General features: G+C 61.8%; 18 protein-coding genes. 8 read left to right on the top strand and 10 right to left on the bottom strand.

The annotated features are described in order from the left end of the window. Window positions 1-43 precede the first annotated feature (43 nt). A complete protein-coding gene (locus ACJJVH_RS29235; RefSeq protein WP_412066859.1) occupies window positions 44-829 on the top strand; it encodes a hypothetical protein in 786 nt (261 codons plus the stop codon). Between the two features lie 560 nt (window positions 830-1,389). Here the strand turns inward: ACJJVH_RS29235 and ACJJVH_RS29230 are convergent. The 6 genes from ACJJVH_RS29230 to ACJJVH_RS29205 form a co-directional block, all read right to left on the bottom strand. Beyond that, window positions 1,390-1,605: a hypothetical protein gene (locus ACJJVH_RS29230; RefSeq protein WP_113435121.1), complete on the bottom strand. Its 216-nt coding sequence runs from the start codon at window positions 1,603-1,605 to the stop codon at window positions 1,390-1,392. Window positions 1,606-2,197: 592 nt separating this feature from the next. Continuing rightward, window positions 2,198-2,974, bottom strand: coding sequence for an ABC transporter permease (locus tag ACJJVH_RS29225; RefSeq protein WP_113435122.1), 777 nt, complete (start codon window positions 2,972-2,974; stop codon window positions 2,198-2,200). A 2-nt stretch (window positions 2,975-2,976) separates the two neighbouring features. Next, window positions 2,977-3,795: an ABC transporter permease gene (locus ACJJVH_RS29220; protein ID WP_412066858.1), complete on the bottom strand. Its 819-nt coding sequence runs from the start codon at window positions 3,793-3,795 to the stop codon at window positions 2,977-2,979. Window positions 3,796-3,824: 29 nt separating this feature from the next. Then, entirely contained in the window at window positions 3,825-4,901 is a 1,077-nt protein-coding gene (locus ACJJVH_RS29215; protein WP_113435124.1) for an ABC transporter substrate-binding protein, read from the bottom strand. Between the two features lie 14 nt (window positions 4,902-4,915). After that, a complete protein-coding gene (locus ACJJVH_RS29210) occupies window positions 4,916-5,746 on the bottom strand; it encodes an ABC transporter ATP-binding protein (RefSeq protein WP_113435125.1) in 831 nt (276 codons plus the stop codon). A gap of 7 nt (window positions 5,747-5,753) precedes the next feature. Further along, the gene (locus ACJJVH_RS29205) at window positions 5,754-7,109 is read right to left on the bottom strand and encodes an LLM class flavin-dependent oxidoreductase (RefSeq protein WP_113435126.1); all 1,356 of its coding nucleotides are present in this window, start codon (window positions 7,107-7,109) and stop codon (window positions 5,754-5,756) included. A gap of 309 nt (window positions 7,110-7,418) precedes the next feature. Between ACJJVH_RS29205 and ACJJVH_RS29200 the strand changes: the two genes are divergently transcribed. Genes ACJJVH_RS29200 through ACJJVH_RS29175 form a run of 6 tightly spaced genes read left to right on the top strand, consistent with a single transcriptional unit; the run spans window position 7,419 to window position 13,736 of the window. Continuing rightward, window positions 7,419-8,597 (top strand): acyl-CoA dehydrogenase family protein, encoded by a 1,179-nt coding sequence (locus ACJJVH_RS29200; RefSeq protein ID WP_113435127.1) that lies wholly within the window; start codon window positions 7,419-7,421, stop codon window positions 8,595-8,597. 11 nt (window positions 8,598-8,608) lie between these two features. Continuing rightward, the gene (locus ACJJVH_RS29195) at window positions 8,609-9,964 is read left to right on the top strand and encodes an LLM class flavin-dependent oxidoreductase (protein WP_113358378.1); all 1,356 of its coding nucleotides are present in this window, start codon (window positions 8,609-8,611) and stop codon (window positions 9,962-9,964) included. An 11-nt stretch (window positions 9,965-9,975) separates the two neighbouring features. Next, the gene (locus ACJJVH_RS29190; protein ID WP_113358379.1) at window positions 9,976-10,314 is read left to right on the top strand and encodes a DUF3088 domain-containing protein; all 339 of its coding nucleotides are present in this window, start codon (window positions 9,976-9,978) and stop codon (window positions 10,312-10,314) included. A gap of 15 nt (window positions 10,315-10,329) precedes the next feature. Then, complete coding sequence (locus ACJJVH_RS29185) at window positions 10,330-11,550, top strand: acyl-CoA dehydrogenase family protein (RefSeq protein WP_412066857.1); 1,221 nt, start codon at window positions 10,330-10,332, stop codon at window positions 11,548-11,550. Continuing rightward, on the top strand, window positions 11,505-12,875 hold the full coding sequence (locus ACJJVH_RS29180) for an LLM class flavin-dependent oxidoreductase (protein ID WP_412066856.1): 1,371 nt from the start codon (window positions 11,505-11,507) through the stop codon (window positions 12,873-12,875). Before ACJJVH_RS29185 ends, ACJJVH_RS29180 begins: the two co-directional genes overlap by 46 nt. A gap of 12 nt (window positions 12,876-12,887) precedes the next feature. Next, a complete protein-coding gene (locus tag ACJJVH_RS29175) occupies window positions 12,888-13,736 on the top strand; it encodes an NADPH-dependent oxidoreductase (protein WP_113435131.1) in 849 nt (282 codons plus the stop codon). 6 nt (window positions 13,737-13,742) lie between these two features. Here the strand turns inward: ACJJVH_RS29175 and ACJJVH_RS29170 are convergent, their stop codons facing one another. Continuing rightward, window positions 13,743-14,753, bottom strand: a complete 1,011-nt coding sequence (locus ACJJVH_RS29170) for a LysR substrate-binding domain-containing protein (protein ID WP_113435132.1) — start codon at window positions 14,751-14,753, stop codon at window positions 13,743-13,745. A gap of 278 nt (window positions 14,754-15,031) precedes the next feature. Between ACJJVH_RS29170 and ACJJVH_RS29165 the strand changes: the two genes are divergently transcribed. Next, window positions 15,032-16,651, top strand: a complete 1,620-nt coding sequence (locus ACJJVH_RS29165) for an ABC transporter substrate-binding protein (RefSeq protein ID WP_113435133.1) — start codon at window positions 15,032-15,034, stop codon at window positions 16,649-16,651. Between the two features lie 59 nt (window positions 16,652-16,710). Here ACJJVH_RS29165 and ACJJVH_RS29160 read toward each other — a convergent pair whose 3' ends face one another. The 3 genes from ACJJVH_RS29160 to ACJJVH_RS29150 form a co-directional block, all read right to left on the bottom strand. Then, a complete protein-coding gene (locus ACJJVH_RS29160) occupies window positions 16,711-18,132 on the bottom strand; it encodes an FAD/NAD(P)-binding protein (RefSeq protein ID WP_412066855.1) in 1,422 nt (473 codons plus the stop codon). Window positions 18,133-18,135: 3 nt separating this feature from the next. Continuing rightward, entirely contained in the window at window positions 18,136-19,371 is a 1,236-nt protein-coding gene (locus ACJJVH_RS29155) for an acyl-CoA dehydrogenase family protein (protein WP_412066854.1), read from the bottom strand. Between the two features lie 63 nt (window positions 19,372-19,434). Beyond that, window positions 19,435-20,493 (bottom strand): aldo/keto reductase, encoded by a 1,059-nt coding sequence (locus ACJJVH_RS29150; protein ID WP_412066853.1) that lies wholly within the window; start codon window positions 20,491-20,493, stop codon window positions 19,435-19,437. Window positions 20,494-20,498 lie beyond the last annotated feature (5 nt).

Raw genomic sequence — 20,498 nt, 5'->3', positions numbered from 1 at the left:
CAGCATAAAAAGCGTGAACGCGCTGTAAGATGAGAAAGTGAGCATGCATATGACAAATGAAAATCCGAATGAGATCCGCCTGGCGTCCAATGATGCGATCATGGATGGTGGCAATGACGGTCACGATCAGGAGATGGAATCCCTCCGTCGTCGGCAGACCTCGAGGCGGCGGATCGGATGGCTTGCCATGGGCGGACTTACCTGCGTGCTGGCGGTCGGCGGCACCGCAATGGTCGTGGCGACACCCATGCAGAACGACAATGTGCAGGTCGCGGAAAACGCCGCGCCGCAAGGTACGCGGGCGAAAGCAAAAGCCGCGAAACCTGCCGCTGCGGCTCCTGCCCAGCCGGCACGGCAACAGTCCGCGCAATCCGCAACGACGGCGCCTGCAAGCCAGAGCCCGTTCCTCGCCCATGCTCATCAAGCGGGATTAACGACGTGCGGAGCGGTTTATCCGGCGCTAGGCGAGATCCTTACGCGCGGCAGCGAATACATGGTCCAGTCGACATGGAACCAGACCAATCCCAACGCCTTTCCGCTGCAGGCGCTGGTGGGCATGAACTATCGGACCGACAGCTATACGGGCCCCGCTGTCGGTGCGATCTTCGCATCGCCGAATGGCCAGCAATGCGAAGGCGATATGGTCCGGGTCGTACCACTGCAGCAGACTTGTGAAGCCGCGGCTTCGCAGCTTCCGCAAGGCGCGCAACCCTTGGCAAACCTGGCAAGCATCCCAGTTTATAATCTACCGGATGGCGGCGGTCAGGTCTTCCTGATGAGTTCAGGTCCGACCTGCGTCGCGGTATCGGTATTCCGCGTCGCACACTGATCGGCCTTGTCCTGGGTGCTTGCTGAGCAAAGCACCCTTCAGACAAAGCCGCGCCAATGCCGATTTTGCTTGCGCCTGCGGCAGTGCGGGTTTTGGCGGCAATCTCGCATTGGATGGCTTATTCATGGCAGGTCGCCCGAGCAGTGTCTTTGCTGCAAAGAGGCGCGTTCCCTGATATCCTCTTTAGAGCGGCTTCGCGTTTCAGAGACCGGTGAGCCGCTCTATCTCCTTGTTCTTACGCGATTTTGGACGGCGAACCGCTGCATACCCATTCCGGAATTGTGCTGGAGACAGCCACCTCGATGCCAGCCGCAACTCACCAGCACCGGGATTGAGGCGGCATTGTCCTCTTCCCGAGCGACGGCACGGAGGAGCTCAGACATTATCGAGGCTGGCAGGAACGCTGACGGCGCGTAAAAGCAGCAGCTGCCTGCAGGACTATGGCATCATGAAACTTCCGGTCGGGAATATCCGCGGAATCAATCACCGAAACTCCAAGCAGGGAACGATCTTTTCTTAGTTCAACAGCGATAGTGCGAATAGCTGCGTTGACGGCGGGCTCAGGAATGCAGAAGTCCCGAGGACAATCGCCCATCCCGATCATTGTTCATGGCAATGGTTATGATTGCCATGAGAACATAGTCATGTTTCCAGCCGGATTTCAGTGCGGCGGCAAGCACGTTCTCGATCGAAGGCTCAAGGGCGAAAAGGCAGGCCGCCAGATAGTTCGTGTGGGAAGTTTCGTCCGAAGGGGGAGGATTGATGGCTGGCTTCAATTTCTTGTTCCATTCATTGACGCGGCCAGAGCGGAAATGGCCGTCATTTCACCGGACCGCCGTATCGCATCGGCACCATGTTAAGCAGATAGCTTTATAACTTATTTCATATATACATTTTTACGATATATCAAGCTATGCTTGCCTGACGGTGGAACGACCCACAAGGAAGATGCAGTCACTATATTAAAGAGTTATTCGAGCGACAATCTCGACGTTTCTAACTGCATTTTCAAGAAAAAGCGGAATTCAAGTCCAACGCCCGGCGGCTCAAGGCGATCCCGGGAGGACGATAAATCATCGAATATTAGTCGTATTTTACGATTAATTCTCGTGAGAAAAGCGTTCTTGCATGGCAGCGAAAGGACGAGACGACGGTCCTGTCGAACCAGTGATCTGAACAGAAATTCTCTCAAACGGCGGGCCACCAGACGCTGGAATTTATAGCGTCAATCAGCTCAGTTCGACGACGGCACCGATAGCGCCCTGTGGCTGGACCTTGACCATGGATTCCTCTGCAAGATCGGCACGAAGCCCGATATCCGGCTTCCGCGGAGAACGCCGCTGATCGGCTATCCCTTGCCTGGCGTCCTCATCCGGCTTGCCTAGGTCGCCAGCGCAAAAGATAGCTCTCCAGCGCATAGGCCAGACGGTTGAGCGTGAAGCCGACGAGGCCCAGGACGAGAACGCCGACCATCACCAGCGCCATATCGAATCTCTCGCGGCCGGCGATGACCAGGCCGCCGATGCCGGGGCCGACCGCCAGGAAATATTCCGCTCCGACCGTTGCGAGCCAGGCATAGATCAAGCCCAGATGCACGCCGGTCGCGATCGATGGCATCGCCGCCGGTATGTAGATTCGCAATGCCCTCTGGCGGGCGTTGAATTTCAATGCCCTTGCGACCTCCAGAAGCTCGGCGGGAGCCTCGCGCATGCCGTCATAGGTGTTGAGCACGATGGGAATGAAGGCCGCGAGAGCGACGAAGACGATCTTGGCCTGTTCGCCAAAGCCGAACCAGACGGAAATCAGCGGTATCCAGGCGAGAAGAGATATCTGCTTTAGCCCGTTGAACGTCGGCATGATCAACCGGTCGGCAATCCGCGACAGCGCAAGCAGGCTTGCAAAGCCGACACCGAGCACGCATCCGATGAGAAAACCGGCGATGTTTCGCATCAGGCTGAAGCCCAATTCGCCGATGAGATCGTTGTCGATCAGCTCACGCTTGGCGGTGGCAGCGACGTCTTCCAGAGGAGGCAGGAATCGCGCATCGACGAGGCCGGTCCGGCTCGAAACCTCCCACGCAACAAACAGGAGGATCGGCAAGGTAATGCCACGCCGGAAACGGACGAAACGGCTCGCTGTCGCCATCCTCAGGACTCCTGTCGTTTCCAGCGCTGGATCAGCAATTCGGTGCGATCGAGCCCCTTGTCCATGATGAAGCCGACCAATCCGATGGCGATCATCGCGACGATGACGGTATCCAGCCAGAACATCTGCCTGCCCCAGACCAGCAGATAGCCAAGCCCTTCGGACGACGCGAGCAATTCGACGCCGACAAGCGATGTCCAGGAATGGGTAAGGCCGTAGCGGATGCCGGTGAATATGGAGGGAACGGCTCCCGGCAGCACGATCAGCCGCAGCATCTGCCAGCGATTGAAGCGCAACGCCCGGCCGACCTCGATGTATTTCGGCGACACGCCACGGATCCCGGTCAAGGTATTCATCGTCATCGGCACGATGGCGCCCTTGGCGATGATGATGATCTTCAATGTCTCTTCGATGCCGACCAGCAGCATCAGAAGCGGGATCCAACCGAGGGTCGGAATTTGCGCGAAGGCAAGGAAGAGCGGCTTTACATAATCCTCGACCGTTTCCGAAAGCCCCATGGCGATCCCGAGAGCAAGCCCCAGCCCGGCACCAATCGTAAAACCGACGAGGACGCGACCCAGGCTGACGCCGGTGTGATAAAGAAGCTCGCCGCTCAGGATCATGTCGCGGCCGGTCTGGTAGACGTAGGCCGGCGCCGGCAGAATCTGCTCGGGCAGCCAGCCTCTGGCAGAGGCGATCCACCAGAGGCCGAACAAGGCAAGCGGAAAGATCAGGTCCGTCGCAAGCACGGCCAGCCGCCGTGCCCTGGCGGAGGGAAGCCCGATACCGGCGCGGCCGATAGTCTCGATAATGGCGCTCACGCAAGCCTCCTTCGCTCGGCCGCTCCCGTTCAGGAGGCGGCCGGCTTTCCGTCGGCTCCATAGGGCTGCCAGAATTTGGTCAGGCCGAGCTTTTCCAGCGCCTTGTCGAGGTATTTCGGCTCGAACCAGCCATTCAGATCGACATCGCGGCGGATAAGGCCATATTCCTTGCTCTTGACCGCCTGCTCCTTGTACTGCGAAACCAGCAGGCCATCGATCAGCGGTGAATTGCGATAGGCCAGCGTATCGTTGCGGAAGTACTCCTCAAGGATCGGAACGGGCGTTCCGGACTTGTGCCATAGCTCGAACAGCGCCGAGCGGTTCGCTTCCTCCGACGACCATTGCGCCGCCTTGACGAAGGCATCCACCACGCGCTGCGTAATTTCGGGATGGGCGTCGATGAAAGCCTCGCGGGCGATAATACCCGCGTTGCGGCCAAAGCGCGGATCGTCACCCTTCGTGGTGTAGACGATATCGGCGCTGCCCTTGGCCGCCAGATTGATCAGCTGCGTGTCGCCGAAGGCGGCGTCGATGTCCTTGCTGGTCAAAGCGGCAACCGTGCCGGCGCTGTCGAGGTTGACGACCTGGATATCCCGCTCGGTCAGTCCATGCGCCTCCAGCACCTTGATGGCCGCGAGGTGGCCGTTGGTGCCGCGCTGCAGCGCGATCTTGCGTCCCTTCAGGTCTTCGATCGTCTTGATGCCGGAGCCTTTGGCAACGGCGAGATAGAGCGGCTTGCGCGCACCGCTCGCCAGCAGAAACCTGGTCTTCAGGCCCGTTGCCCGACCTATCAGCGCGGGAAGATCGCCCTGATAGGCGAAATCGAGCTGGTCATTGGCAAAGCCTTCGTTGACGGCCGGGCCGGCCCCCTTGAAGAAGGTCCATTCGATCTTGACGTTCGGATCGCCGGCAAATTCCTTTTCGAGGAATTCGCCTGCTCGCGCCGTTGCGGCGGACGTCCCCTCGGAATAGGGGCGATTGTCGACGCCTATTGCCGCGTAGCCGACATGAATGACGAGCGGGTCCTGAGCCCTGGCGGACGCCGAAAACAAGGTCAGGGCGATGGCGGCTCCGGCGACCAAACGCGACATATCTGGCAGTTTCATCTTTTGCTCCGTTTCTATTCTGCAGCGAGGACGGCAGGCCTGGTTTCGGCTGCCCGGCCTTGCGTGACGGGCGCCGGACGAGATGCCGGCGCGGTTTCATTGAGGCTTTCGAGCACGCGATTGCGGATCTCGACCAGCCGCGGAGAGGTTCGAGCGCGCGGGCGCGGCAACTCCACCGGGATGACGTCGCGGATGCGGCCCGGCCGGGGCGACATGACGACGACGCGATCCCCGAGATAGACCGCCTCCTCGACATCGTGCGTCACCAGAACCATGGTGATGCGCTCCTTCGCCCAGATCGTCTGCAACTCGTCCTGCAGCCTGGCCTTGGTGATGGCGTCCAGCGCACCGAAGGGCTCGTCGAGAAAGAGAACGTTGGGACGATTGACCAGCCCCCTGGCGATACCGGCGCGTTGCGCCATGCCGCCGGAAAGCTGGTGCGGATAGGCGTCGGCGAAGCCGGAGAGCCCGACAAGCTCGAGATGGGATTGGACCAGCTTCTTTTTCTCGGCTTTCGGCAGGCGGGAGTTTTCCAGGCCGAGCGCGATGTTGCGGCCGACCGTCAGCCACGGGAAAAGCCGTGGCTCCTGAAAAACGATGCCGCGTTCGAGGCTGGGTTCGGTGACTGACCGGCCGGCATGGCCGACGAAACCCGACGTGGGGGTGTCGAGACCGGCGCCTAGCCGCAGCAAGGTCGATTTACCGCAGCCGCTCGCGCCGACGATGGTAACGAATTCGCCTTCGGCGACATCGAGGCTCACATCGTCAAGAGCGGTCAGGATCTCGCCATTGACCTTGAACTGTCGAGTGACGTGGCTGATCTGCAGATGCAAGGAATTGCCCATGGCTTTGCTACTCCGCCGCGACTTGCCGCCGGGCCGGATGCTGCGGCACCTTCAATCCGAGATTATCGCGAAGAGTCGCGCCCTCGTACTCGCTTCGGAAGAGGCCGCGGCGACGCAATTCCGGCAGCACATGCTCGACAAAATCGTAAAGGCCGGTCGGCAGCTGCGGCGGCATGACATTGAAGCCGTCGGCCGCACCCGTCTTGAACCATTCCTCCATCCGATCGGCAATCTCGGTCGGGGTGCCGACGATCTGCCAATGACCCCGCGCCCCGGCAATCCGGAGGTAGAGCTGCCGGATCGTCAGATTTTCGCGGCGCGCAAGGTCAAGCAGCAATCGTTGCCGGCTCTTGCTGCCATTCGTTTCCGGCAGATCCGGAACCGGGCCGTCAAGCGGATATTGCGACAGGTCGATGCCGCCCGACATGCCGTTCAGCATCGAAAGGCCGACTGCCGGATGGATGAGGTCCTGGATTTCGGCGAACTTGCGTTGCGCCTCTTCGTGCGTCCTGCCGACAACCGGAAAGATCCCCGGCATGATCTTGAGGTCGTCGTGAGTTCGGCCGTATTTCCCAAGGCGTCCCTTGAGATCGGCGTAGAAGGTCCGGGCGTCCTCGATGGTCTGGTGAGCCGTGAAGACCACCTCGGCCGTGCGGGCGGCGAGCTCCTTGCCCGGCTCGGAAGAGCCGGCCTGAACCAGAACCGGGTGTCCTTGCGGTGCGCGCGCCACATTCAACGGCCCGCGGACCTTGAAATGCCTGCCCTTGTGATTGAGGATATGCTGCTTGGCGGGATCGTAGTAGACGCCGCTCTGCTTGTCGCGAGGGAAAGCGTCTTCCTCCCAGGTATCCCAGAGACCAAGCACCACATCGGCAAATTCTTCGGCGCGGTCGTAGCGCTCGGCATGGGCATAATGCTCGTCCCTGCCGAAATTATGCGCCTCGTGATCGCTCGATGACGTCACTAGATTCCAGCCGGCCCGGCCGCCGCTGATATGATCGAGAGAGGCGAATTTGCGGGCGATGTGATAGGGTTCGTTGAACGATGTCGAGGCAGTGGCGACAAAACCGATGTTCTTCGTCACTGCCGCAAGTGCCGAAAGCAATGTGATCGGCTCGAACTGCGCGACATAGCGAAGGGCGGTACGATGGAGCGCTTCGGTATCCTCGCCGCGCGTGCCGACGCCGTCGGCCATGAAGATCAGATCGAATTTCGCGGCTTCGGCGATTTGCGCCAGCTCGACATAGTGGGCAAAGTTGGAACCGGCGTCGGCCTGCGTCAAAGGATGCCGCCATGCGGCGATGTGATGGCCGGTGGGGTAGAGGAAAGCCCCAAGTTTCAATTGCCGTCGTCTGCCCGTCATCGTCTTCTCCATCATCGCTGCGGAAGAAGGCTAACCATTAAAGATTATAATCTATAGAAATTATATTCTATTTACCGCCGACGCTTCGAATTGTCATCGCGCCACGAGCTTGATCGTGCGCAGAACGTTCCTCGCGGCCGGCATCGAATGATCGCGAACGATCATGGACCCGCGACCCCGATCCCTGCCCTGAAAAGAATTTCTTCCTGCCGGATCAAATAGATATTGCTGGACTTGGGCCTGTTCTCACCGAACCCTTCATGCCTGAGGCGGCCAGACGCCGCTCGTATCCATCGGCATGGAGCAGACATGTCTTTCAATTCAGACGCATCCGATCCGTTCGTTGCCAAAGCCATCGAACTCAGACAAGCGTTCCATCGAGACGCAGTGGAACGTGACAAGGCGGGCGGCAGGCCAACCGAGCAGATCCGTCTGCTGAAGGAAAGCGAATTGCCTTCCGCGCAGATTCCCACGCGCTATGGCGGCCGGGGCGCCTCCTGGCTCTCCATCCTGCGGGTCGTGCGCGAATTCGCCCGCACCGATGGGTCGCTCGCGCATCTCTTCGGCTATCATCACCTGCCGCTGAACCTCGTTCTCTTTCGCGGCTCGGACGTGCAAAGGGAACGATTGCTGCGGGCTTCGGCCGCCGGCAACTTCGTCTGGGGCAACTCCGGCAATGCAATGTCAAGGACATCGTCGGGGCGCAAGATCGACAATGGCTGGCTGGTCAACGGCTCCCGCCCGTTTTCCTCCGGTTCGCATGTGGCCGACTATATCCAGATCTCCTTCGAAAATGCCCAGGGGGAACGCCTCACGGCCGCCGTGCCGGCCGACCGGCAGGGTATCGTCATAGAGGATGACTGGGACGGCATCGGCCAGCGCCAGACCGGGAGCGGCACCGTCAGCTTTCACGATCTTGAGATCTGGGATGACGAACTCATCGCCTCGCCTGCAATTCCCCTTACGCCCTACACATCGTTGACGTCCCTGCTGCAGCAAAGCGTGTTGCTCAACGTCTTCGTCGGCAGCGCGCAAGGCGCCCTGGAAGAGGGCCGGGATTATACGACGGCATCGTCGCGGCCCTGGATCCATTCCGGTGTCGACAGGCACTCGGACGATCCGTGGATCAAGCGGCAATATGGCGACCTCTACATCCGCACGCTGGCTGCGGCCGAGCTTGCCGACAAGGCGGCACGCAGCCTCGACGAAGCCTTCAACCGGGGGCCCGGCCTGACGCACGAGGATCGCGGGGCGGCGGCCATCGATATCGCCACGGCCAATATCTATGCCGGCGAGATCGGGCTTGCCGTCTCCAGCGAGATTTTCGAGGTCATGGGCGCACGATCGGCAACCACGGCCAACGGTTTCGACCGCTTCTGGCGCAATGTGCGCACCCACACGCTCCACAATCCCGCCGAATACAAGAAGCGCACGATAGGCACATGGCTGCTGACCGGCGAATTCCCCATTCCGGCCATGTACCGCTGAAAGGACACCCCATGGCAAGACGCAAGGATCAGATCAAGCTTGGTGCCTTCCTGCTTTTTACCGGCCATCATGTCGCGGCATGGCGGCATCCGCAGGCATCGGTGGGCACCGAGTTCGAGAACTATCTCGAGCTCGCGAAGCTCGCCGAATCCGCCAAGTTCGACACCATCTTCTTTGCCGACGGCGTCGCCGCCCGGCTGAAGGATATAAATGCCGCAAGCCGGAAGGCGCATAGCGGGGTCTATCCGTTCGAGCCGATCACGCTGCTCTCGGCGCTTGCAAGCGCCACCCGCAATATCGGCCTGATCGCCACCGCCTCGACGAGCTTTTCCGATCCATTCAATCTGGCACGTCAGTTCGGCTCGCTCGACCGCTTGAGCGGCGGCCGCGCCGGCTGGAATCTCGTGACCTCGTCCGATCCCGACGCCGCCTTCAATTTCGGCCACGATGCGCAGGTCCTGCATGCCGACCGTTACGACCGGGCAGAGGAGTTCGCCGATGTCGTGCTCGGCCTCTGGGACAGCTGGGAGGACGATGCGTTCGTTCGGGATCGCGAGAGCGGCCGCTATTTCGATCCGGAGAAGCTGCACCGGCTCGACCATAAAGGACGTCACTTCAAGGTTCGTGGTCCGCTGAACATTCCGCGTTCGCCGCAGGGGCGGCCAGTCGTGGTGCAGGCCGGAGCTTCCGAACCGGGCAAGGAACTGGCCGCACGCACCGCCGAAGCCATTTTTGCCGCGCAGATCACCCTTGACGAGGCGAAGGCCTTCTATGCCGACGTCAAGGGCCGGCTCGGCAAGTATGGCCGCTCGCCGGACGACTTGAAGATCCTGCCGGGCATCTTTCCTGTGGTCGGCCGCAGCGAGGCGGAGGCCGAGGATAAATTCCAGGCCCTGCAGGACCTCATCCAGCCGGAAGTCGGCCTCAATCTTCTCTCGCAGCTGACCGGCGTCGATCTGAGTTCCTATCCGCTTGACGGCCCGGTGCCGCCCGAGCCGCCGGCAACCAACGCCGGCAAAAGCCGGCAGGAACTGGTACTGGATCTCGCCCGTCGCGAGAACCTGACCATTCGCCAGCTCTATCTGCGCATCGCCGGGGCGCGCGGGCATTGGCAGGTGGTGGGCACGCCGACACAGATCGCCGATGTCATGGAAGAGCGCTTCGAAAACTACGGTGCCGACGGCTTCAACATCATGGCGCCGATCATGCCCGGTGGCCTTGCCGATTTTATCGCGCTCGTCGTGCCGGAGTTGCGCCGACGCGGCCTGTTCCGCACCGAATATGAGGGCGCGACGCTGCGGGAAAATCTCGGTCTCAAGCGTCCGGGCAATCGTTTTTCCGCAGGCAATGCGGTCGCAGCAGAATAGGAGAACACCAGATGGCCCGTGACAAATTGTTCCTCATTTCGCCCGGCTTTGCCGATCCGAAGCATCCGGGCATCAGCTTCGTCTGCCCCTATTGCAACGTGATCGAGGGATTGCTCGCCTCCTTCCCGGACCTTGCTTCGGCAATCGATGTCGAAAGGGTTGCTTTTCTGCGTCCCCGACAAAAGGTGATCGACGTCGCCGGCGAGGAAAACCAGTCCCTGCCGCTCCTCGTTTTCGCGGAAAACCCGCCTGATGATGCCGGCGACTGGAATGGCACGCGCTTCGTCAATTCCACCGATCGCATCCTCGAGCTGCTCGCCGAGCGGCACGGCTTTCCACATTTGCACTGATGAACGGAGGTCGCCATGACCGTAAAACCCGGCGGCTTCGAGCCGCCCTCTGCTTCGCCTGCCCTCTTCGAGACCGACAAGGCGAACCCGTTTCTGGCAAAGGCGGCCGAACTGCGTGAGATCTTCGCCCGCGATGCCACCGAGAGGGATCAATCGGGCGGCAGGCCCGGCGAGCAAATCAGGCTGCTCAAGGAGAGCGGCCTCGTCAATCTGCTGATCCCGAAAGAGTTCGGGGGCGCTGGCGAGCGTTACTCCACGGCCATGCGGATCGTGCGAGAATTCGCCAGGACGGACGGCTCGCTCGGCCATCTCTACGGCTATCATTTCAGCCCATTGCAGAACGCCGTCGCCACGGTTGGGAATGAACGGTCCCGGGATATCCTGCGTCGTTCGGCGACGGGTCGCTGGTTCTGGGGAAACACCACGAACAGCTTCTCCAAGAGTCTCTTCGGCCGGCGGCACGCCGGGAAGGTCATCCTCAACGGGTTCAGGCCGTTCGCCTCGGGCTCCCATGTCGCCGACTACCTGATGGTCGCCTGGGAAGACGAGGAAACAAACAAGCGGAGCTTCGCCTATGTTCCGGCAGACCGCGACGGCATCACCATCGCCGACGATTGGGACGGGATCGGCCAGAGGCAGACCGGAAGCGGCCGCGTCTTCTACAAGGATGTCGAGATCAGCGACGACGAAATATGGCCGGAGCGACCACCAAACCCGGCCGCCCTGCTTGCGCCGCTGCAACAGCAGAGCGTGCTTCTCAACGTCTTCATCGGCAGCGCTCAGGGCGCGTTGATGGCGGCGCGCGACTATACCGTCACGAAATCGCGCCCGTGGATCTTTTCCGGTGTCGAGCGGCACGCCGACGATCCGTGGATCAAAAGGCAATATGGCGAGCTATGGATCAAGGTGCAGGCCGCAACGGCACTTGCGGACCGGGCTTTGGCAGCGGTCGATGCCGTCTTTGAAAAAGGGCAGGATCTCACCGCGCAGGATCGTGGCGAGGCAGCCATCGCCGTTGCGTCCGCAAATGTGCTCGCCGGCCGCGTTGCCCTTGAAGTGACCAGCGAGATTTTCGAAGTCATGGGCGCAAGGTCCGCCGTCAGGCCGCTTGGGTTCGACCGTTTCTGGCGCAACGTACGCATCCACACGCTTCATAACCCCGCCGAATACAAGACCCGCAATGTCGGGACATGGTTCCTGGACGGCGAGTTTCCGGAACCGGGGATATTTCAGTGAGCAGAAAACGCGAACTCCACCTTAATATCAACATCCTGCATTCCGGCTTTTCGCCGGCTGCCTGGCGCATGCAGGGCAGCGATCCGCGCGCGTCCTTCGATATCAACCACTATATCAATGTCGCGCGGATTGCCGAGCGCGGCACCTTCGACGCGATTTTCCTCGCCGATCAGGCGGCCATATCGGATCGCATCGATTTCAGGCCGCTCACCTCGCTTGAGCCGACCATCGTGCTGGCCTCGGTCGCTGCCCATACCGAGCGGATCGGCCTGATCGCGACGGCGTCGACCACCTATAACGAGCCCTATAACATCGCGCGCCGCTTTGCGACGCTCGATCATGCGAGCGGCGGCCGCGTCGGCTGGAACATCGTGACCAGCGCCGACCTCTCGCAAAGCCGCAACTTCGGTCTGGAGAAGCCGGTCGCGCATCAAAGCCGCTATGAGCGCGCAGCGGAATTTACAACCGTCGTGAAAGCGCTGTGGGATAGCTGGGAGGAAGATGCCTTTATCGGCGATGTCGCCACCGGGCAGTTCGTCGATACGAGCAAGGTTCATGCGATCGCCCATCGCGGCAAGCATTTTTCCGTGCACGGTCCCCACAACGTCCCGCGCCCGCCGCAGGGGCATCCCGTCATCGTGCAGGCCGGCGGGTCCGACGATGGCCGCGAGCTCGCGGCCCGGCATGCGGAAGCCGTGTTTTCCGCCTCGCAGTCGCTGGAAGAGTCGCTCGACTATGCCGGCGATCTCAGGCAGCGCGCCGCACGCTACGGCCGGACGCCGGACAGCCTGCTGGTGCTCGCCGGCCTAGCAACCATCATCGGCAGCACCGAGGCGGAAGCCCGGCAGCGGCAGGAAGAACTGCGCGAACTCATCCCGCTGGAATACAGCCTTTCGCGGCTTGCCGGCGTTCTGCAAATCGATCCGGGCCGGCTGAAGCTGGATGAGCCCCTGCCCGACGGCATTCCGCTGCCGGCCGATGGCGGACACACGTTCTTTCGGGCGACGCTAGCCCTGGCACAGCACGAGAAATTGACCGTGCGCGGCCTCATTCGTGCATTGAATGGCGGAACCGGACATCGCACCATCGTCGGCACGCCGGAAGCGATCGCCGACGATATCGAGACGTGGTTTGCTGCCGGTGCCGCAGATGGCTTCAACCTGATGCCGGATGTCCTGCCGCATGGCCTGGAAGTCTTCGTCGATGAAGTGGTGCCTATCCTGCGGCGCCGCGGTCTGTTCCGGAAGAGCTATGCCGGCCGTACGCTGCGTGATCATCTGGGTCTCTCCCGGCCCGCCAACCCCTATGCCATAGCCGCAGAATGAAGGAGAAAGAGCATGACGTCAGTGGCGACAGCAAAGCTTCCGGACGATGATCGGCTCGCCGCGCTCATAAGGGAACGTTATCGCAACAGCCAGCCTCTTGCTGCGGACTGGAACGAAACGATCGAGACGCTGCTGTCTCATCGCACCGTGCGCGATTATCTGCCGAAGGCGGTTCCGGACGATATCCTGCGCCTTGCCGTCGCGGCGGCACAATCCGCGCCGAGCTCATCCAATCTCCAGGCCTGGAGCGTCGTCGCCGTCCGGGACGATGCGCGCAAGGCCCGCCTGAACGCCGTTGCCGGAACACAGAGGCAGATCACGCAGGCACCGTTGCTGCTGATCTGGCTTGCGGACCTTTCGAGACCGCGCCGCATTGCCGCTGACCAAGGTTCCGCCGCCGATGGCCTGGACTATGTGGAAAGCTTTCTGCTGGGCGTCATCGATGCGGCGCTGGCCGCGCAGAATGCCGTTGTCGCCCTGGAGTCGCAAGGCCTCGGCACCTGCTATATCGGTGCCATCCGTAACGATCCGGAAATCGTCGCGCGCGAACTGGCATTGCCGGAGGGCGTGTTTCCGGTCTTCGGCCTGACGGTCGGCTATCCGGATCCTGCCGCACCGGCCGCCGTCAAGCCGCGTCTGCCGCAAGCAAGCGTGCTGCACAACGAGCAATACGACCGACGGCAAAGGCCGGAAGATCTGCGTCACTACAACAGTGTTTTGCAGGATTTCCAGGCGGAACAGCGCATGCCGCGCATCGACTGGACGGTACAGGTGAAGAACAGGATCGGCACCGTCGAGGCGCTGAAGGGACGGCACCTGCTCGGCGTTGCCGCCCGGCGCCTCGGTTTCAGGCTGAAGTGACCGGCGTCATTCGGCCGCGGCGATGTCGAGTTTGCGGAGTGAGTGCCACGACAGGGCATCGCCGACGGCTTGCAGCGCCTTCGCCTCGGCCTGAAGCCAATTGCGGAAAAGCTCGACGCGCATGACGCGCGCCTTGGGTTGCGTCGTGACGAAGAAATAGGAAAAGCTCACCGGCTGCAAACTGCCGAAGGGACTGACAAGGCGGCCCGCCTTCAAATCGGACTCCGCCAGCCTGACCTTGCCGAGGCCGAGCCCCTGTCCCGCCAGAGCCGCATCAATGACCAGCGAAGACTGGTTGAGGCGGAATCCGCCTTGCGGCAACCGGCAGGACAGCCCTTCGGCGCGCAACCACGCGCTCCAGTCAGGGCAGGAGTGATCGTGCTCGACGCCGTCCTCGTGCAGGAGCGGCGCTCCCTCTATCGCCTGCGGGTCGTTCCAGAGCCAATGGCGCTCGGCAAATTCGGGGCTGCAGATCGGCACGACAGCTTCCGAGAAGAGATGATCGACGACCAGACCGGGGTAGCCGCCGCTGCCGTAGCGAATGGCGCAATCGGTGTCGCCGGCATTGAGATCCGTCAATTGGGTCGAGGCGTCGACCAGGATCTGCAAGCCGGGCGCCGCCCTCCTCAACCCGTCCAGTCGGGGGATCAGCCATTTGCTTGCGAAGGACGGTGCCACGGAAACGCGGACAGGCAGCTCGTGATCGCTGGAAATAAACTGCGTCATCGTCTCGAGCACGGCGTCGAAAGCGTCGGTCAGGCCGGGAACGAGCGCCAGGCCGGCAGCCGTCAGTTGCAGCTGCCCCCTCACGCGATGAAAGAGCGGCTGGCCGAGATAGTCCTCCAGCAGACGGATCTGCTGGCCGACGGCAGCCGAAGTGACGTGCAGCTCTTCGGCGGCACCCAGAAAGTTCAGGTGCCGCGCGGTAGCCACGAAGGCGCGCAGCGACGTCAATGGCGGCAGGCGCGCCAAGGTCGGCTGGATGGCTTTTTTTCGTTTGCTGATAGGCGTGTTCATGCTGCGATTGCAGCACGATCCGGCCCTCGAAGACGAGAACGCGCTTTGCGTTTGTCCGGAAGTGGACGGACATTTTCTTCCATGACCGGCTGGCCGCGTGGAAGCAAAAACTAAAATCGCAAAATAGTCTATATTTTTACTAGATAAATATGCACGCACCCTCTGCCTGGCCGAATTTCGAAAAGCTTTTCTTTCTCGGCCGATGAGAAAAACATTCTTCCGTTTTGCCGGTCCAGCACCCGAAAATGCCCATCCATTCAGCCGGCAAGGAAAACCGAATGACCATCAATCGCCGCCGTTTCAATCAATTGCTTCTGCTCTCCACCGCCGCGACCTTTCTGCCGTCTACCGCAACCTACGCGGCAGATACAGCACCTCCGCGCGGAGGCACGCTCAACTTCATCGTCGAACCCGAACCGCCGACGATCCTGGCGCTTGCCCACACCGCCGGCGGCACGCAGAAAATCAGTCCGAAGATCACCGAGGGCCTTCTCGCCTACGACTTCGACCTGACGCCGAAACCGCAGCTCGCGACGGAATGGTCGGTCGCCGCCGACGGACTGACCTATACGTTCAAGCTGCGGCCCAACGTCAAATGGCATGACGGCAAGCCGTTTACCTCTGCTGATGTCGCTTATTCGATCGAACTTCTGAAACAGGTCCATCCCCGCGGGCGGGGCACTTTTGCCAACGTCGTCGCCGTCGATACGCTGGATCCGCTGACTGCGGTATTCCGCCTTTCCAAGCCTGCACCCTACCTGCTGAAAGCGCTCTATGCGGCCGAATCCCCGATCGTGCCCAGACACCTCTATGAAGGCGTCAAGATCGCCGACGTTCCGGCCAGCCCGAATGGCGGCGCTCCCGTCGGCACAGGTCCCTTCGTCTTCCGGGAATGGGTGCGCGGCTCCCATATCATCCTGGAGCGCAATCCCGAATACTGGGACGCCGGCAAACCCTATCTTGATCAGGTCGTCGTCCGCTTCGTGCCCGATGGCGCCGCTCGTGCGGCAGGTTTCGAAACCGGAGAATTCGATCTCGGCGGCGACAATCCCATTCCGCTCGCCGACCTCGACCGCATCAAGGCGCTGCCGAATATCGGCATCGATTCACGCGGCTACGAGACGAAAAGCGACCAGACGCAGCTCATCCTCAACCTCGACAACGCGTATTTGAAGGATGTCCGCGTGCGCCGCGCGATTGCCCACGCCATCGATCTCAACGTGATCCTCAATACGGTCTGGTATGGCTATGGACACGTTTCGCCGACGCCGATCAGCACGTTCCTGCCGCAATATCTCGATACCACGATCAAGCCCTATGCTTTCGATCTGAAAGCCGCCGAACAGCTGCTCGACGAAGCGGGTTACAAGCGCAACGGCGGCGGCATCCGCTTCACGCTTCGCCTGACGCACAATTCCTACAACGAGGGCTTCAAGCGCGTCGCCGAATATCTGAAGCAGAATCTTGCGCGCATCGGCATCGATGCACGGATCGACTCCTATGATTTCTCCACCTACATCCAGAAGGTCTATACCGAGCGCGCATTCGACCTGGCGGCCGAGTATCTCGGCAACCAGTTCGATCCGACGCTTGGCGTGCAACGCATCTACTGGTCGAAGAACTTCAAGCTCGGACTGCCCTTCTCCAATGCCAGCCACTATCAGAACCCGGAAGTCGACCGGCTTCTCGAGGCGGCGTCGGTGGAGGTCGATGAGGCGAAGCGCAAGCAGGAGTTCAACGACTTCCAGAAGATCATCGCCGACGAGCTTCCCGTCATCAACCTGATCGCGCTCGAAAACGTCACCGTCTTCAACAAGCGGGTCCGGAACCATACAATCGGCGCCGAAGGCGTGCAGTCGAATTTCGCGGATGTCTATATCAAGGAAAACGAGGGCTGAGATCGGCTCTCGGCACATCGTTTGGGGGGCGATGCGGCGCCCCCTTTTTTTATCTCGCCTTACGAAGCGACAAGCGAAAGCGGAGTGAGCTTGCCGAGAATGCGGTCCGCCAGCGCGATCGCCTGCGCACGCTGCTCGGTGATCGAGCTCGATTCCCAGGCGACGCCCCTGAGCGGATGACCGATGGCGCTGATGTTGCGGTGGACACGCCCCTCTTCGGAGATGACATCGCCCTGCTCCGTGGCATCGATGCCGAAGCCGGTGCTGTGTGGACGAACCTCGCCGCTGGCAAGCAAATTCCTGACGAAGGGATCGGAAATGCGCCGCCAGTCGTGCAGCTGATGGCCGCGGCAATCGATGACGCCGCCGAAGGAACGGACTTCCGTGCCGGATCGGGTTTTCAGCGTCGCCGCGATCAAGCGGCCGGAGCGCCTCATCGCGAGCAATCGCGCGGGCTGATGCCGGAGGCGGCCCTCGGCAATCGCATTGGAAACGGCGTGATAGCTGTCGGGTGCGGCGCGATGCGCCGTCACATCCCAGAACGCCCGGAGATGCCGGGCAAACCGCAATCTCTCCGTATCGCTCGCCTTCTGCCAGAGAGGCAGGATATGCGGCCGGATGGCAAGCGGCAGCGCCTGCCAATCCTTGCCGGCGGCCGCCAATGCGCGGCGCTCGGCCTTGACGACGGATAGCAGCGAGCGTGCGGTGGTCGGCAGCGGTCCTTCAGCGAGAAAGTCGCGCTCCAGCGTTGCATTGCGCCGATCCTCGATGAATTGGCCCCGTCTGGATATGACCCGATAGTGGCCACGGAAGCCGCGCGCCTCCATGCTGGCGACGGCGTCGACCATCGACAGGCTCGACCCGATGAGCAGGATCTCCTGAGCGTCGACAAGCCGATCCAGAGCTGTGCTGTCCCATGGCGACGCGGCAAAGCCTGGATGAGCGGCGACCGCCGCCTCGCGAGGCGCCAGCTCGGGCTGGAAGACGCCGAGGGCAAGGATCACCTCATCCGCCTCGATGGTTTCTCCTTCGCTCGTCGTGATCTCGATTTTATGCGGAGCGGAAACGAGGCGGGTCGCCGATGCCCTGACATGGCGGAAGCTCGATCCGGATCGCGCCGTCGAGACGGCCCGGCGCAACTCGTCGCGAACGTAGGCTCCATAGAGGTATCGCGGCGGGAAACTGGAGGCGATATCGGCAGGCGGCGTCCAGCCGTAGCGTGGCGCATTCTCCGCGAGCCAATGAACCAGATGGTCGGGCTCTTCCGGGTGCAGCGAAAAGGTGCTAGCCGGGCCGTTGACGAGATGAACGGCTTCGGTGGTGCTGTAGGCCACCCCGCGTCCAAGCTCCTCGCGAGGCTCCAGTATCGTGACCGACAGCGGCACCTCGGTCCTGTCGAGCAGCTTGATCGCGGTGAGCGCGCCGGCAAAACCGCCGCCGATGATGGCGATGGACCGAAAGGAATGCGGGTCTGTGTGCATGGTTCAAAAGACCTTGCCTTCTTCCAGATGCGTGGTGGTGCCGTTGATGTAGTAGTCACCCACCACCCGCGCCTTGTGCAGCAATGGATTGTGGTTGAGCACCGTGCGGATATTGCGCCAATGGCGGTCGAGATTGAGATGGCGCGACGTCGCCGAACCGCCGCCCAGCTCGAAGACGTTGGTGGCGGCGGCAAGGGCAAGCTGCGACGCGACGATCTGGGTGCGCGCCGTCGTCAGCGCACTTTCGACGAGGGCTGCTTCCAGTGCCTCGGGATCGTCGCCCGCGAAGGCTTCCACCGTGCGGTCGAGCGCGCGGGCGCTCTCGCGGATCAGCGTATCGACGGCGAAGGAGCCGGCGGCGATCTCGCCCAATATCTTTTGCACGAAGGGGTCGGCATTGGCTGTTTCGGCGGCGCTATGGGCTGCCGAACGCGCCTGCCTGCGCACATATTCCGTGCCCTCGCGCAGCGCACCGCGGACCGCGCCCGCCATCGAGGCGGCAAGGTGAAGCTGGCGTAGCGTCGATGTGTGCCTGCCGACCAGCGTGTTCAGCCCGCGCGTCGAAATCTCGTGCGGCAGCACTTCGACATCATCGAGAAGCACGCCACCGCTTGCCGTCAGGCGCTGGCCCATGCCATCCCAGTCGTCGAGGATGGCGATCCCCTTGCGGTCGACCGGCAGCAGCACGCTGACGAGCTGGTCCTCGTCGTTCCTGGCGCTGAACGATGCAAAATCGGCAAACGCCGTGCCTGTCGCATACCATTTTCGACCATTGAGCCGGTAACTTTCGCCGGATTTCGTCAGCCGGGTCGTCACCTCGCCCGGACGTTTCGTCCCCTGCTCCGTATGGGCGCCGCCGAAGAGTTTACCGCCGAGGACGCGGGCAAGCTGCGTGCGGTCGACGGCGCCGTTCGGATTGAGCAGCAGCGCCTCGGTGAAATTGAAGTGGCTTCGCAGCGCATGGGCGACATTGGAGTCGGCCGCGCCGATCGTCATGATCATCTCGATATAATCGAGCACCGATCCGCCCGGCCCGCCAAGCGTGGTCGGTATGCGCAAGGCCCCAAGCCCCGCCTCCTTGAACAGCCGAAAGGCCTCATGCGGCAGCTCGCGTTCAAGATCTCGCCGCGCCGCCTCTTTCGCGATCCCCGTGGCAAGGTCGGGTATTCGGGCAAGCAGCGTCGCCCGGTCGGTTTCAGCGGGAGTGGAGGGTAAGGCTGATGAAGCTATGATGGGCATGAACGGTTCTTTTCGCGCCGAAAGGAAAAAGGCCCCGCCTGGGCGGGGCCCTGGGCTCGATGACTAGGCTACGGCGCGGGTAAGCGGCACGACGTTCTCCGCATCGCCGGCGGCATTGAGCGGAACGCGCCCCTCGACAGGATGGCTTGGGTCATTGAAGCCCGGTGTCGAAGGATGCCCAGTCGTGACAAGGCGGTCGACCAGGGCTTCGTCCTCGGCATTGAGCCTGACGTCGAGAGCACTTAAATAGCTGTCCCAATGCTCTTCCGTGCGCGGGCCCGTGATCGCGGAGGTGATCAGCCTGTTGTTCAACACCCAGGCGATCGCGAATTCGGTCGGCGTCACCTTCCTGGCGGCGGCGTGCTCAGCAATTTCCCTGGCGATGGCGATCGATTCCGGCCGCCATTCGGTTTCGAGAATGCGCTTGTCGCCACGGCCGGCGCGCGTATCGGCCGCCGGCTCCTTACCCGGCTCGTACTTTCCGGTCAGCACGCCGCGCGCCAGCGGCGAGTAGGATACGACGCCGAGACCGTAATGGTGGGCGGCCGGAAGCTGCTCGGCCTCGGCCGTGCGGTTGACGATGTTGTAAAGCGGCTGGCTTGCGACCGGGCGATCGATGCCGAGCTGATCGGCCAGATGGGCGATTTCGGCGATCCGCCAGCCGCGGAAATTCGACACGCCGAAATAGCGCAGCTTGCCCGCGCGGATGAGATCGGCAATCGCGCGTACCGGTTCTTCCAACGGCGCGTCGAAGACGGCGCGGTGGAAATAGAGAATGTCGATGTAATCGGTGTTGAGACGGCGTAGCGAGTTCTCGACCGTCTCGATTACCCATTTGCGCGAGTGACCGCCGAGATTGGGACCCTTTTTGTGCGAATTGACGAACTTCGTCGCCAGAACCCAATGGTCGCGGTTCGCCTTGATGCCGCGGCCAACCACCTCTTCCGACTTGCCGTCATGATAGACATCGGCGGTGTCGATGAAGTTGATGCCCTGATCGCGTGCCTTGTCGATGATGCGGAAAGCGACGTCGTCAGGCGTCGGACCACCGAACATCATGGTTCCAAGGGTGAGAGGCGATACCTTCAGCGCACTGCGCCCGAGATAGCGATAGTCGACCATGTCAT

It is taken from the genome of Rhizobium sp. SYY.PMSO (assembly GCF_046840415.1).
Classification (GTDB): domain Bacteria; phylum Pseudomonadota; class Alphaproteobacteria; order Rhizobiales; family Rhizobiaceae; genus Rhizobium.
Note: the sequence above shows the minus strand (reverse complement) of the source record. Positions and strands in the feature narration are given on the sequence as shown.